9 protein-coding genes, 2 tRNA genes and 1 pseudogene are annotated in these 14,027 nt (G+C 39.6%); 9 read left to right on the top strand and 3 right to left on the bottom strand.

The window, feature by feature from the left end; genetic code table 11:
- Positions 1-113: 113 nt before the first annotated feature.
- The gene (locus NSQ61_RS06830; protein WP_066246621.1) at positions 114-3,260 is read left to right on the top strand and encodes an efflux RND transporter permease subunit; all 3,147 of its coding nucleotides are present in this window, start codon (positions 114-116) and stop codon (positions 3,258-3,260) included.
- A gap of 169 nt (positions 3,261-3,429) precedes the next feature.
- Here NSQ61_RS06830 and NSQ61_RS06825 read toward each other — a convergent pair.
- Both NSQ61_RS06825 and NSQ61_RS06820 read right to left on the bottom strand, forming a co-directional pair.
- Positions 3,430-3,517 (bottom strand) — tRNA-Ser (locus NSQ61_RS06825).
- 1 nt (position 3,518) lies between these two features.
- Positions 3,519-3,595, bottom strand: a tRNA-Pro gene (locus NSQ61_RS06820).
- 141 nt (positions 3,596-3,736) lie between these two features.
- Between NSQ61_RS06820 and NSQ61_RS06815 the strand changes: the two genes are divergently transcribed.
- The 3 genes and pseudogenes from NSQ61_RS06815 (at position 3,737) to NSQ61_RS06805 (ending at position 7,169) form a co-directional block, all read left to right on the top strand.
- Positions 3,737-4,705 (top strand): MBL fold metallo-hydrolase, encoded by a 969-nt coding sequence (locus NSQ61_RS06815; RefSeq protein ID WP_133309079.1) that lies wholly within the window; start codon positions 3,737-3,739, stop codon positions 4,703-4,705.
- A gap of 7 nt (positions 4,706-4,712) precedes the next feature.
- Positions 4,713-5,484, top strand: a pseudogene (locus NSQ61_RS06810) (pirin family protein).
- A gap of 305 nt (positions 5,485-5,789) precedes the next feature.
- Complete coding sequence (locus NSQ61_RS06805; RefSeq protein ID WP_327873951.1) at positions 5,790-7,169, top strand: methyl-accepting chemotaxis protein; 1,380 nt, start codon at positions 5,790-5,792, stop codon at positions 7,167-7,169.
- A gap of 600 nt (positions 7,170-7,769) precedes the next feature.
- Here the strand turns inward: NSQ61_RS06805 and NSQ61_RS06800 are convergent.
- On the bottom strand, positions 7,770-8,045 hold the full coding sequence (locus NSQ61_RS06800) for a hypothetical protein (protein ID WP_063389581.1): 276 nt from the start codon (positions 8,043-8,045) through the stop codon (positions 7,770-7,772).
- A 137-nt stretch (positions 8,046-8,182) separates the two neighbouring features.
- Between NSQ61_RS06800 and NSQ61_RS06795 the strand changes: the two genes are divergently transcribed.
- The 5 genes from NSQ61_RS06795 to copZ all read left to right on the top strand — a co-directional run bounded on the left by NSQ61_RS06795 (position 8,183) and on the right by copZ (position 13,959).
- A complete protein-coding gene (locus tag NSQ61_RS06795) occupies positions 8,183-8,500 on the top strand; it encodes a helix-turn-helix domain-containing protein (protein ID WP_063389580.1) in 318 nt (105 codons plus the stop codon).
- A gap of 652 nt (positions 8,501-9,152) precedes the next feature.
- Positions 9,153-10,613: an aldehyde dehydrogenase family protein gene (locus NSQ61_RS06790; RefSeq protein ID WP_340806449.1), complete on the top strand. Its 1,461-nt coding sequence runs from the start codon at positions 9,153-9,155 to the stop codon at positions 10,611-10,613.
- A 400-nt stretch (positions 10,614-11,013) separates the two neighbouring features.
- Positions 11,014-11,289, top strand: coding sequence for a metal-sensing transcriptional repressor (locus NSQ61_RS06785; RefSeq protein WP_063389602.1), 276 nt, complete (start codon positions 11,014-11,016; stop codon positions 11,287-11,289).
- Between the two features lie 12 nt (positions 11,290-11,301).
- A complete protein-coding gene (locus NSQ61_RS06780; RefSeq protein WP_144597019.1) occupies positions 11,302-13,698 on the top strand; it encodes a heavy metal translocating P-type ATPase in 2,397 nt (798 codons plus the stop codon).
- Between the two features lie 57 nt (positions 13,699-13,755).
- Entirely contained in the window at positions 13,756-13,959 is a 204-nt protein-coding gene (copZ, locus tag NSQ61_RS06775) for a copper chaperone CopZ (RefSeq protein ID WP_094245704.1), read from the top strand.
- Positions 13,960-14,027: the final 68 nt, after the last annotated feature.

Genomic DNA, 14,027 nt, shown 5'->3' with positions numbered 1-14,027 from the left:
GTTTAGTTGACTACTAGTTAACCGGTCAATTATAATGACTATATAGTCAACTTACTATAAGTATGTATAAAAAAAGGAGAATTGTCAAATCTTCATGAAAGGAATGGGACTTGGTGGAGAACATTATTAAATTTTCGCTCCGTAATAAACTGGCTATTTGGATTTTAACTATCATTGCAATTTTTGCGGGACTATTTTCTGGATTTAATATGAAGCTGGAGACGATCCCGGACATAAACACTCCCATCATAAGTGTTACGACTACATATCCAGGTGCAACCCCTGAAGAAGTACAAGAGAAAGTGACGGTTCCTATTGAAGAAGCTGTTCGCAATTTGAACGGGGTGGAAATCGTCAGCTCTAATTCGTTTGAAAATGCATCTTCTATTCAAATCGAATACAAATTTGAAAAAGATATGGAACGAGCAGAAGAGGAAGCTGAAAAGGCAATCGAACAAGTCGAACTTCCTGATGGAGCAGGAGAGCCTAAAATTGCAAGATTTAGCATGAACGCTTTCCCTGTTTATACAGTGAGCTTTTTTGATGAAGGAAAAACACTTCCTGAATTAACTGAACTGGTTGAAGACATCATTGTTCCTGAATTGAAAGGAATTGATGGAGTAGAAAGCATTGTAACTTCTGGACAGCAGGTAGAAGAGGGGCGGCTTGTTTTTCATCAAGACAAATTAAAAGAGCTCGGGCTAAATGAGGAAACAATAAAAAATTATATTCAAGGTGCGGATCTCCGTGCGCCATTAGGTCTTTATACATTTAAAGACACGGAAAAGTCTGTTGTCGTTGACGGAAATATTACGACAATTGACGATTTGAAAAAGCTTAAAATCCCAGTCACAGGATCAGCACAAGGGCAGCAAGCCGGAGAGGCGCAAATGAGCCAAGTGCCAAACGGTTTGTCTGGAGCAAATGGTGCAGCGCCAAATCAGGCGATCCAGCAGCAAAGCATTGAATTGCCAACAGTCGAATTAGGAGAAATTGCCGATATCGAAATCGTCGGAAAAGCTGAATCCGTATCAAGAACGAACGGAAAAGAAGCAATCGGACTGCAAATTGTAAAAGCTACTGATGCGAATACAGTTGAAGTCGTAAATAAAGTAAAAGAAAAATTGGATGAATTAAAAGACGAATATAAAGGCCTCGGAGTCGTTTCAACGCTGGACCAAGCAGAACCGATTGAAAAATCTGTTGAAACAATGCTGAATAAAGCTCTGTTCGGTTCGATTTTTGCAGTTATTGTCATTTTGCTGTTTTTGCGCAACATTCGTTCAACGTTGATTTCCGTGGTGTCAATTCCGCTTTCCATATTAATTGCATTAATCATTTTGCGTGAAATGGACATCACGTTGAACATGATGACGCTTGGAGCTATCACAATGGCGATCGGCCGCGTCATTGACGATTCGATTGTCGTCATTGAAAATATTTACAGACGGATGACATTAAAAGGGGAGCCGTTAAAAGGGAAAGAGCTGATTATTGCAGCGACAAAAGAAATGTTTATTCCTATTATGTCCTCAACCATTGTGACGATAGCGGTTTTCTTGCCGCTCGCATTTGTCGAAGGGATGGTCGGACAGCTATTTATGCCGTTTGCCCTTACGATTGTATTCTCGCTTTTAGCGTCCCTTTTAGTGGCGATTACTATTGTGCCGGCACTTGCTCACGTTTTATTTAAAAAAGGAGTAAAACGGAAAGGCGAAAAAGAAAAGGAAGCTGGCTTTTTGGTTACTAACTATAAAAAAATATTAAATTGGTCTTTGAACCATAAATGGATAACATCATTGATTGCGATTCTGCTTCTTGTCTCCAGTCTGTTTTTAATTCCTGTCATCGGTGTAAGCTTTTTGCCGAATGAACAAGAAAAGCAAGTTATCTTAACGTATGATCCGGATCCAGGGCAAACGCTGGAAGAAGTAGAAGATATCGCATTGAAGGCAGAAGATTTCCTTGTCGACCGTGATCATGTAAAAACGATTCAATTGTCTGTCGGAAGCGAAAATCCGATGAATCCTGGAAATCGAAATCAGGCCATTTTCTTTATTATGTATGAAGATGACACACCGAATTTTGAAAAAGAAAAGGAGAAAATTGTTAAAGACTTAAATGAATTAACGAACGAAAAAGGCGATTGGGGCACCATTGACATGATGATGGCAAGCAATGAGTACACATTGTATGTGTTTGGCGATTCGATGGAAGATATTGAGCCTGTCGCCCAAAAAGTGCAAAAAATCTTGGAAGATGAAAAAAACTTGAAAAATGTCGAATCAGGTTTATCGAAAACTTATGATGAGTTCACGTTTGTTGTTGATCAAGAAAAGATGAGCAAGCTAGGATTGACCGCTGGGCAAATTGCGATGGCATTAAGCCAACACCATGAACGGCCGGTTTTAACAACAATCCAAAAAGAAGGTCAAGACATTGAAGTTTATATTGAAGGGGAAGAGCAAACATTTGATTCGATTGATGAGATGAAAAAGAAAACCATTCAGTCCCCACTTGGCATGAATGTGAAAATTGGAGATGTAGCGAAAGTAAAAGAAGGCGAAACATCCAATACGATTACTAGACGCGACGGAAAATTTGCAGTATCAGTCAGCGGAGAGATTACTACTAATGACGTTAGCCAAGTAAATGCAAACATTCAAAAGAAAATAGATGGTTTAGAATTGCCGCCTGGTGTGAACATTGAAACAGGTGGAGTGTCCGAACAGATCAATGAGTCGTTTTCACAATTAGGATTGGCTATGCTCGCTGCCATCGCTGTTGTCTACTTTGTGCTGGTGGTTACGTTTAGTCAAGGACTTGCGCCTTTTGCCATTCTATTTTCACTTCCATTTACCGTCATCGGCGGATTTGTAGCGCTATGGCTTGGGGGAGAAACATTGAGCGTTTCAGCTTTGATCGGTGCGCTCATGTTAATCGGTATTGTTGTGACGAATGCGATTGTGTTAATTGACCGTGTCATTCATAAAGAGCGTGAAGGACTTTCTACAAGAGATGCGCTCATTGAAGCAGGGGCAACTCGTCTAAGACCGATTTTAATGACTGCGCTGGCAACAGTTGGAGCATTGCTTCCTCTCGCATTAGGTTATGAAGGAGATGGAGGCATGATCTCGAGAGGACTTGGTTTAACCGTCATCGGCGGATTGACCAGCTCGACTTTGCTGACTCTCATCATTGTTCCAATCGTCTATGAAGTATTAAGCAAATTTAGAAGAAAAGCTCCAATCGAGGAATGATAAGCAAAAAACCTGAAAAGCACTAAATAGGCTTTTCAGGTTTTTTGCATAACTTGCTGAAACAGTTTTTATGAAAATAAGAATATCAATTGTTTTGAAAAATTTTTAAAAGGGTCAATTATTCAAATTCCGGCAATAAAAAAACGCGCTAAAAAGCGCGTTTTTTAAACGGAGAAGGTGAGATTCGAACTCACGCGGCGGTTGCCCGCCCTAACGCATTTCGAGTGCGTCCCCTTCAACCACTTGGGTACTTCTCCATGGTCGGGAAGACAGGATTTGAACCTGCGACCCCCACGTCCCGAACGTGGTGCTCTGCCAAGCTGAGCTACTTCCCGAAAAACGTCAGCATTGATATTATATATTAAAATAAAAAATTTGTCATCAAAAAATTTTAACCAATCAACAAAAAGTTTGGAAAAGGAAATTAATCTTTTTTTGTTGAATTATGTAGTAGGCAAATAAAAGAAAGGAGTCACATAACATTGAAGGTACAAAACATTGGCGATGACATCACATTAATTGATCTTTTTGACTTAGGATTAGAAAACAGAACAGGGGCTTACGTTCTTCACGAAAAAGAGCTGACCATCATCGAAACAAGCGCGAGCCCGTCTGTCCCATATTTATTAAAAGGTCTTGATAGTTTAGGAATTGATCCGAAGGATGTTCAAAACATCATTGTTACGCACATTCATTTAGATCATTCGGGAGGTGTCGGGCTTTTCCTTAAACATTGCCCAAAAGCAAAAGTGTTCGTCCATCCCCGCGGGAAACGTCATTTGCAAGATCCATCCAGATTAATTGCCAGCGCCAAAATGGTGTATGGAGAGGAGCAATTTCAAAAATTGTTTGATCCGATTTTGCCCGTGCCAGAAGACCAGCTAGTTGTAAAAGAAGATTTGGAAACGCTTCAAGTAGGCGATGATCGCGTGCTGACGTTTTATCACACACCAGGTCATGCGAATCACCATTTTTGTATACATGATTCCAAAAGCAACGGCATCTTTACCGGCGACACGATCGGAGTTTTTTATTCAATGCTCTTAGATTCAGACTTAGAGTTTTATTTGCCGTCTACTTCTCCTAACCAGTTTGATCCGGATAAAATGCTTGAATCATGTGAAAGAATCGAAGCATTAAACGTTTCGAAAATATTTTTCGGTCATTTTGGCATGAGCGAGCATCCAGAGGAAGTTTATAAACAGCTAAAATATTGGCTGGACATTTTTGTAGATCAAGGCAAAGCGGTTGTAAAAGAGCATGGAAGCTTGCCGTTTGAAGAAAGATCAAAGCTTCTATCTGATAGATTGTACAGCACGCTGCAAGATTACTTAAAGAAAAAACATATTTCCGAAGATCATCAAGTGCACGAGTATTTAAAAATCGATATGGGCATTTGTGCGCAAGGGATTATTGATTACTTGCAAAAAGCAGAAAATAGATAAGGCTTGTATGGAAAGGGATATACGCAAAATTAAAAATGTTGCGTTACAAACGAATAATCCGACTCATACTAATGGGTTTGTGTTAGAACCTGGTAATTGGGAGGAATATGATCGATTTTAATGCTTGCGGAGGATATTTTTCAGCAAGGGACGTTTGACCTTCATCCCCATCGGGGAATCGAAACTGTCACATATGTAATTGACGGGATTTTGGAGCATTTTGATAACAAAAATGGATATGGCAAGCAAAGCCGGGGATGTTCAATGGATGACTGCTGGAAGAGGAGTAATCCATCAAGAAGATCCTGCACCTGGATCTACCGTTCACAGTCTGCAGCTGTGGGTTAATTTGCCGAGTTCAAAAAAACTGACCGCTCCCCGCTATCAAAATTTGAAAAGTGCTGACAGGCCAGTTAGAAAAGAAAAAGGAGCGTTGATTCGGATTTTTTCTGGTTCGTCAAAAGGTATTCAAGCGCCGACTAAAAAATTACGTTCCTGTCACGATGGTGGAAATGATTCTGGAACCTGATGCGTCCGTTCATCAAGATCTTCCGGAAAACTATAATGGTTTTCTTTATATTTTAGAAGGAAAAGGCTTGTTTGGTGCGTCTAAAACAAAAGGGGAAAAAGGGCAAGTGCTGTTTTTAACAAAGGGTGCTGAGGGAGAGGAAAGCTACATAACCGTCACAACGACAGACAAACTCCGGCTGCTTCTATATGCGGGAGAACCTCTCCATGAACCTGTCACAGCTTACGGTCCGTTTGTTATGAACACGTAAGAAGAAATACGGCAAGCAATCGTCGACTATCAAACAGGAAAGTTTGAATGAAAGAGAATAACAGTTTGATAAACTCTCCGACTTTTATGCACGGAAGGAGAGTATTTTTTTTGTAAATAAAAATTATTTCTCGGGAAAGCGCAAAATTCAACAATGATAAAGAAAAAACGAGAAAAAAGGTAGCATCTGTCGAATGGTTGTATATTGAAATGTTTTGTGTCAGATTATGTGACATAAATTATGTTTCGTTCTTGTTCGGCTTGTTACAATAAAGAGTAAATTAGTGGAGACAGTAGGTGATAAATATGCTGTTTTTAAAAAAATGGAATCGAGCAGCGGATCATGAAGAAGATAGACAAAAAAAACAAATGGAGGATTCGTTTGCGGCACAGGTGGAAGTTGCTGCGGATCAATTAAAAGGCGTCATTGAGCAAATGAAATTAACCGCTGTTTCCCTTGATGAACGATCTTCCTCGAGTAAAAAAAGCACGTTTCAGCTATTAGAGCATATTGAGCAGACCGCGCAAGACACAAATAACGTTTCAGAAAAGATGCGTAAAATTGAAGAGGCAGCTGTGAAAATCACAGCATCTTCTCAAGAGATACATTCCTCAAGTATATTATTTTATGAACAGCTCGTAAAATCGAAAACGCAGCTGCAAAAAATACAAGAAGAAACGGAACAGCTGCGGCAAAATCATTTGAAAATTCTTGATCAAATGGATCGGCTCGTTTCTTTTTCCAAACAAATGGATCACATTCTTTCTTCGATTGGAGCGATTTCTCTAAAAACAAAAATACTTGCATTAAATGCAAATATCGAATCGGCAAGAGCCGGAATACATGGGAAAAGCTTCTCGGTCGTTGCAAATGAAATTGGAAATTTAGCAAACCAAACGCATGATGCGGTTGAAGAAACACATCAAATTCTTTCTTCGATTCAATCAGAAATTGAGTTTTCGACCAAAATGGTAAAATCGGAAAACGATCAGATGAAAAAGAATGTGGCTGAATTACTATCTTTAATTGATGTTATCCATTCCTTTCAAACATCGTTGGGCAAAATCACATCAATGGTATCGGATTCGAAAGACGCTGTCGAATTGCAGTGTGATCATGTACAGGAAATTACTACGGTGCTCAAGCAAATATCAGATATGGCTCATGAAAATAAAACATATGCACTGAGAGTTTCAGAAGATATGGATAAGCAGCACCAGCATATTGAAGAGATGATTGCCATCAGCGAGACATTGGATCAAACCTCTAAAGAGCTGCAAACGTTAGTCAAAAGGGATCAGCTTCAACAAATTACAGAAATAGATTTGGCAAAAATCAATGAAATGAAAGAAAAAGTGATGAATCTTTTATCACAATTTCCATTGTATGAACTAGATGCGGATGTTCATAAAAAAGCATTGGATCAATTTTTTGAGGAGAACGAGCATATCGAAGCTATTTGGTCGAATCGACTGGACGGTACATTCGTTTATTCCAACCCTCCTGCAGGCTTAATAAATGCAAAAGCCCGTCCTTGGTTTATCGAAGCTAGTAAAAATAAAATCTTTATATCAAGCATCTATACATCTGCTGTTACAAAAAAACCGTGCATCACCATTTCCTTCCCCATTCATAAGAACGGAGACATCGTCGGGGTTATCGGTGTCGATTTAATAGTAAAATAAGCAGATGGTTTCAATCCTTTTTGAAACGATATAATTTTCGCCCTTTTATTTAAAAATGCGGTTTCACAACCGCGTTTTTCTTTTCTCTCAAACAAGAAAATTAAAAAAAAGAGAATGAATACTCAAAAAATTTTCAGAAAGATTAGCCTGTTTTTCTGCTCGATCCATCCGCTTCTCTTTAACTCCGCAACACAATGCTTAAAGCATTTTTTTAATGATGGATAAGAACATGTCTTTTTCCTCGCTTCCATTACGAGCCGCAAAATTTCCCCTTCGTTAAAGCCGTTTCTCTTGTTTATATGGAGCAAATAAAAACAAGTCAATAAAATCCAGACACACACTTCAGACAAATTTCCTTTGGCAAATTCTTTAAAAACGAATTCCGGGACTTGAAAATACCTATTTTTTACATTTTTATGTAGATGCTGTTCAATAATTGATTCATGATGGTCTTTTTTATACTCATTATTAAATATGTAGAGAGGCAGTGAAAAATATTTACGATGTTCATAGAAAGAAGGATTTAATTCATTTGTCAACATCTTGACCCCCAAAAACCCTTTTGATCAGCATGAACGGGAAATATTTTCGTAGAATTGTTTATTTTTGGCCGGTGCCCGCTTTTGTTTCTTCCAGTTTGATAAGAAAGGAAATGACATCTGCAAGTGCTTGCCTATAAACTAGCAAATTTTGAGTATCCATCAAACAATAGATGGTTCCTTTTAAATCATCGCAATCGTTTTTGGCTATGCCCAGCTTTTTAAGCTTTTCTTCAAGCTCGTTGTATAGAGCTTTGAGCTCACGGTTTTGTCGATTTAACAAAGCTTGCTCAATTCGATTATAAGCGAATTCATTGAAAGCTTGCTCAAAGTTCATCTATGCTCACCCAACCCTTTGAAGATAAAAATGAATAAAAAATATTCATTTTTATAGTAATACAAAACGAATTGAAAGTAAAATAGGAAAACGTTAAACTATATTATAGATGAAGTAGCAAAGAAGGAATGTAACAGATGGAAATCAATAAAAAAATCGGAGAACAAATAAGAGAAGTGCGAAAAAAGTATAATATATCGATGGTTCAACTGGCCGAGGATTTGGAAATTTCTCAGCCAAGGCTTTCCAGAATCGAAAATGGTGAACAAGAAATTCCTATTAGCCTCATTCAAAAGTTTTGCCAAAGATTTAATATACCGATGGGAAGCTTTTTTAAAATGATCGATAACGAGGACATATCCCTTGTTGATGATCAAGTAGAACATATTCTTTCTACTTTAAATGATGAGCAAAAGAAAGCATTGTATGTTTTTTTATCTTCTTTTCAAAAATAACCCTCCATCCCTTGATCCCTTCATGAATTCGTGACGAAAGGCAGACCGAAAATAAACGAACAAATGTTCCTTTTTATTTTACCATGTTTTGATAGTTTTTGGAAGCGGTGAGAATCCTCTTTATTTTATTTTTATGGAGAGTTGAATCACCGCTTTTTAGATCCAGGCAAGTAACTGCCGTATTATATGCACAGTAAAAATGGAACATGCTGATGCATCGGCTTAAAATATTTTGCTAGAATGTAAGAAGCCAAAAAGTATGTTTGAACAAAACTATATACAGTTGATCCACTTTTCAAAAGCACAATCAAATGGAACTTCTGAACCATTTCAATAAAAATGACTCGAAAATCATTTAAACATTGTCGTAATAAAGCGAGAAATATTTGGGATTTGAGTTGGAATGGAAGTCGGCAGCGAAACATATTTATCTATAAAACGGAGCATAACTGCTATGTTGATGCAGCTTCCTAGAAAATCTTACAGTTCTCAATGAAAGGTTTTTTAGAAGCTCGCCAATTTCATGGCGGGCCAAGCAAATTGATACAATGACAGCAGGACGAAAAATATGAAATGATGCTTAATGATTGACAGCCGCGCCATAAACTAATAAAATTGGATTGAAAATTCGGAATTTTTAGGAGGGGACCAAATGGAGAAATTTGAGAACTACAATAAAAGCTATATTAACGGACAATGGGTTGAAGGAAAAAGCGAAAGCATATTTGAAGATGTTAATCCTTACGATAATTCCCTCATCACAAAAGTGCGTTTAGCAACAAGAGAACAAGTGCAAGAAGCATTTGAAATCGCTCAACAGGCACAAAAAAAATGGGCGAAATCGTCTGTTGAAGAAAGAAAGGAAGTTATTCGAAAAGCAGAAGAATATTTAAAGTCTCATCAGGATGAAATTGTAAGCGTTATCACTCGTGAGACAGGCGGAACTGTTTTAAAGGCGAATGTAGAATTGCACTTGACGCTGGAGGTTCTCGAAGAAGCCTTGAACTATGCAGGAGCCATACATGAAGTCAGGGAAGTCCCAAGTGCAATTGAAGGGAAAGTGAACAAAATTTACCGTCTTCCGCTCGGAGTGATTTCATCAATATCACCGTTCAATTTCCCGATGAATTTATCGATGAGAACAATCGCTCCTGCGATTGCATTAGGAAACAGCGTTGTCCATAAACCGGATATACAGGTAGGTCTTGTTGGAGGCTCGATCATTGCGAAAGCATTTGAATATGCCGGACTTCCAAAAGGAGTCTTCAACATGATTTTAACCGATATTCCTGAAATCGGTGATGAAATGTTGACAAATCCGATTCCGCGCTTAATTAGTTTTACCGGCTCCACCGCCGTTGGCAGACATATCGGTGAAATTGCTGGCCGCAATTTGAAACGGGTTGCGCTGGAGCTTGGAGGCAACAGTCCGTTTGTCGTGCTGTCGGATGCCGACGTAGACCAGGCAGTGAACGCCGCTGTTTTCGGCAAGTTTATCCACCAAGGACAAATTTGTATGATCGTCAATCGCTTTATCGTTCATAAAGATCATTACGATGAATTTGTGGAAAAATTTGTTTCCAGAGCAAAATCTCTTCCTTATGGGAACCCTTCCGATCCCAATACGGTCATTGGGCCATTAATCAATGAAACGCAGCTGAAAAAAGCTTTAAGCTACATTGAAGAAGCTAAGAAGGAAGGCGCAACACTTGTCTTAGAAGGGAAAAGAGAAGGAAACGTCCTCACTCCATTTGTCTTTACGAATGTCAAAAATTCAAGCAAGCTCGCGCAAACAGAAGTTTTTGCGCCCATCGCGACAATCATTAAGGCTGAATCAGATGAAGAAGCGATTGAAATGGCAAATGACACCGAATATGGTTTAAGTTCTTCTATTTTCACCAGCGACTTGAATAGAGGGGAACAGCTTGCGTTGTCCATTGATTCAGGCATGACCCATATCAATGACCAAACAGTCAATGATGCTCCAAATATTCCATTCGGCGGAAACAAAGGAAGCGGTTTAGGACGTTTCGGAAATCCATGGGTTGTCGACGAATTTACCGTGACAAAATGGGTTTCAGTTCAAGAAAAAGAGCGTCAATTTCCGTTTTAATGATGACCACTCCCTATACATTGTGTAGGGAGTGATTTATTGTAAGAGGAATTTTGGACGAGGAAATTCCTTTTGGGGAATAAGCGATAGTTCTAGAGAAAAATATAAAAATACATCCTCTTTATAAACGAAAACAATTTCATGAAGGCACCTCTCATGCTATCTGATTTTTTATTAAAACGAATCTTGCCAATTTTTGAATTTTATTGTCCACTCTTAAGTATGCGGTCAGCTTTTGCAGAAAATTGTGTTTCACGACTTGATAGAGTTGAATCTTTGTAAAAAAAACTAGAAAGATGAATCATTTGCTTTTTATACCTATAACGGGTATAATGTATACAAACGAAAGGAGGGAGGGGTGTCAGTGACAGAAAATGAAAAACATGATCACGAGAAAATAATGGTTCCTAGAACTTCTGATGAAATAGACAAGCTTTTAAAGAGGCTGAAACGGATTGAAGGGCAGGTTCGCGGGGTACAAAAAATGATTGAGGACAATCGTTATTGCATTGATATTTTAGTCCAAATTTCAGCCATTCAAGCTGCGCTGCAAAAAGTAGGTTTCAACCTGTTGGAGCGGCATGCCAGCCATTGTGTTGCGAAAGCGATCAAAGAAGGAAGCGGTGATGAGTCGATTCGCGAGCTGATGGATGTGATCAAACAGTTTTCTAAATAAGAGGTGGAACAAATGAGCGAACAGAAGCTTGTCACATTAAACATTACCGGCATGACATGTGCTGCATGTTCCGCGCGCATTGAGAAAGTGCTGAATAAAATGGACGGAGTAGAGGCAACTGTCAATTTAGCGATGGAAAAAGCAACTATTCATTATAACCCTTCGAAACAAAATCTTTTAGACATCCAGCGGAAAATTGAACAGTTAGGTTACGGCGTCGAATCGGAAAAAGTAACATTGGATATTGAAGGCATGACGTGTGCCGCATGCAGTGCACGTATTGAAAAAGGGCTGAAAAGAACGGAAGGCGTTGTAAATGCGACTGTCAATTTAGCGACAAACAGCGCTGTTGTGGAATATAGGGAAGGCGTTGTTTCGGTTGAAGATCTTTTAGAGAAAATAAAAAAGCTTGGTTATAAAGGACAAGTTCGGGACGAGACTACCCATCAATCGGATCGAAAAAAAGAACAATTGCATCATAAAAAAAGAAAGCTTATTGTTTCTATTTTATTATCACTTCCTTTATTGTATACAATGATCGCCCATTTACCGTTTGAAACGGGGCTTGCGGTGCCGGATCTGTTTATGAATCCGTGGTTTCAGCTGTTGCTGGCAACACCTGTTCAATTTTATATCGGCGGCTCATTTTACACAGGAGCTTACCGGGCTTTAAGAAACAAAAGCGCAAACATGGACGTGCTCGTGGCGCTCGGCACATCAGCAGCCTACTTTTATAGTTTGTACGAAGCGATCAAATCAATCGGTCGTTCCGATCATATGCCGCATCTATATTTTGAAACGAGCGCAATCTTGATCACCCTAGTGCTCGTTGGAAAATATTTTGAAGCGATTGCAAAAGGTAGAACGACAGAAGCTATTTCCAAGCTGTTAAGCCTGCAAGCGAAGGACGCGCTTGTCATCCGTGACGGGAAGGAAGAATGGATCCCGCTGGAGCAAGTAAAAGTAGGGGATGAGATAATCGTAAAGCCCGGAGAAAAAATTCCAGTCGATGGAACGGTCATTTCTGGAATGTCTTCTGTCGATGAATCGATGATCACAGGTGAATCTATCCCGGTTGAGAAAAAAGTAGGGGATGCAGTAATTGGCTCCACAATCAATACAAACGGCCTTTTAACAATACGGGCAGAAAAGGTTGGGAAGGATACCGCTCTTGCCAACATCATTAAAATTGTTGAAGAAGCGCAAGGATCGAAAGCGCCAATACAGCGAATGGCCGATGTCATATCCGGTATATTCGTTCCTATTGTTGTAGGCGTTGCGATCGTGATGTTTGCTGTTTGGTATTTGTTCATAACGCCATATGATATGGCAAGAGCGTTAGAAGTAGCGATTTCTATTCTTGTCATCGCCTGTCCTTGTGCACTCGGATTGGCGACGCCGACATCGATCATGGTCGGATCAGGAAAAGGGGCAGAAAACGGGATTTTATTTAAAGGGGGAGAGCATCTAGAAGAAACACATAAAATCAATGCGGTCCTCCTTGACAAAACGGGAACGGTAACAAAAGGAAAACCGGAAGTGACCGATTGTATTGAATTAAAAACAGGCATGCTTTATTATGCCGCTTCTGCGGAGAGCGCTTCTGAACATCCGCTTGCCCAAGCAATTGTGGAATTCGGTAAAGCACGTTCCATCAACATACAAAAGCCGGAGCATTTTAAAGCCGTGACTGGACATGGCATCGAAGCCAAAGTAGATGGAAAACATATACTTGTTGGCACAAGAAAGCTGATGAAAGAACGGTCGATTGCAACTTCAGACCATGAGGAGAAAATGGTGAAGCTTGAATCAGAAGGAAAAACAGCTATGCTAGTTGCAATTGATGGGGAGCTTTCCGGCATCATCGCTGTCGCTGATACTATTAAAGAAAGCTCAAAAAAAGCCATTCAAACATTGAAGGAAATGGGAATCAACATATTTATGGCAACGGGAGACAATAAAAGAACAGCGGAAACAGTAGCGAAGGAAGCGGGGATCGGGCAAGTATATGCTGAAGTGCTTCCGGAGGAAAAAGCGAAAATCGTGGAGGATCTACAAAAGCAAGGATATCGTGTAGCAATGGTTGGAGACGGAATGAATGACGCACCCGCTCTAGCAGTTGCCGACATCGGCATGGCGATCGGAACCGGGACAGATGTCGCCATCGAAACGGCTGACGTCACCTTGGTCGGAGGCGATTTAACACACATTCCAAAAGCGATTTCCTTGAGCCAAAAAACGATGAAAAACATTCGGCAAAACTTATTTTGGGCTCTTTTCTACAATTCAATCGGCATACCAGTTGCCGCCCTTGGCCTCTTGGAGCCTTGGATCGCCGGAGCAGCGATGGCACTCAGTTCAGTTTCCGTTGTCACAAACGCGCTGCGTCTAAAACGAATTAAACTGTAAAGTATTTGCAACGATTTAATCTGAATATCTTAAAATCATACTAAGGAGGAAATGAAAATGAATCTTACATTTCAAGTAGAAGGAATGTCTTGCAATCACTGCAAAATGGCTGTTACAAACGCTCTAAAAGAGCTGGACGGAGTCGAAAAGGTCGAAGTATCACTTGAAAAAGGAACTGTTGAGGTAGAATATGACGACAAAAAAGTAACAATTGAAAAAATGAAAAACGCCATTGAAGATCAAGGCTACGATGTCAAGTAACCATCCTCTCCTAAAAGGGGATGGTTTTCCTTTTGCTAGTTCTATATGAAGAGCTTCAATGCCTCAAA

Source organism: Aeribacillus sp. FSL K6-1121, from assembly GCF_038003725.1.
GTDB lineage: Bacteria > Bacillota > Bacilli > Bacillales > Aeribacillaceae > Aeribacillus > Aeribacillus composti.
The sequence above is the reverse complement of the archived record's forward strand: the minus strand, read 5'-3'. Positions and strand labels throughout refer to the sequence as shown.

Excerpts from the sequence above, each read along its gene's own strand:
- NSQ61_RS06790 (WP_340806449.1), top strand. The coding sequence starts at position 9,153 with ATGGAGAAATTTGAGAACTACAATAAAAGCTATATTAACGGACAATGG.
- NSQ61_RS06785 (WP_063389602.1), top strand. The coding sequence starts at position 11,014 with ATGGTTCCTAGAACTTCTGATGAAATAGACAAGCTTTTAAAGAGGCTG.
- copZ (WP_094245704.1), top strand. The coding sequence starts at position 13,756 with ATGAATCTTACATTTCAAGTAGAAGGAATGTCTTGCAATCACTGCAAA.
- NSQ61_RS06780 (WP_144597019.1), top strand. The coding sequence starts at position 11,302 with ATGAGCGAACAGAAGCTTGTCACATTAAACATTACCGGCATGACATGT.
- NSQ61_RS06795 (WP_063389580.1), top strand. The coding sequence starts at position 8,183 with ATGGAAATCAATAAAAAAATCGGAGAACAAATAAGAGAAGTGCGAAAA.
- NSQ61_RS06800 (WP_063389581.1), bottom strand. The coding sequence starts at position 8,045 with ATGAACTTTGAGCAAGCTTTCAATGAATTCGCTTATAATCGAATTGAG.
- NSQ61_RS06805 (WP_327873951.1), top strand. The coding sequence starts at position 5,790 with ATGCTGTTTTTAAAAAAATGGAATCGAGCAGCGGATCATGAAGAAGAT.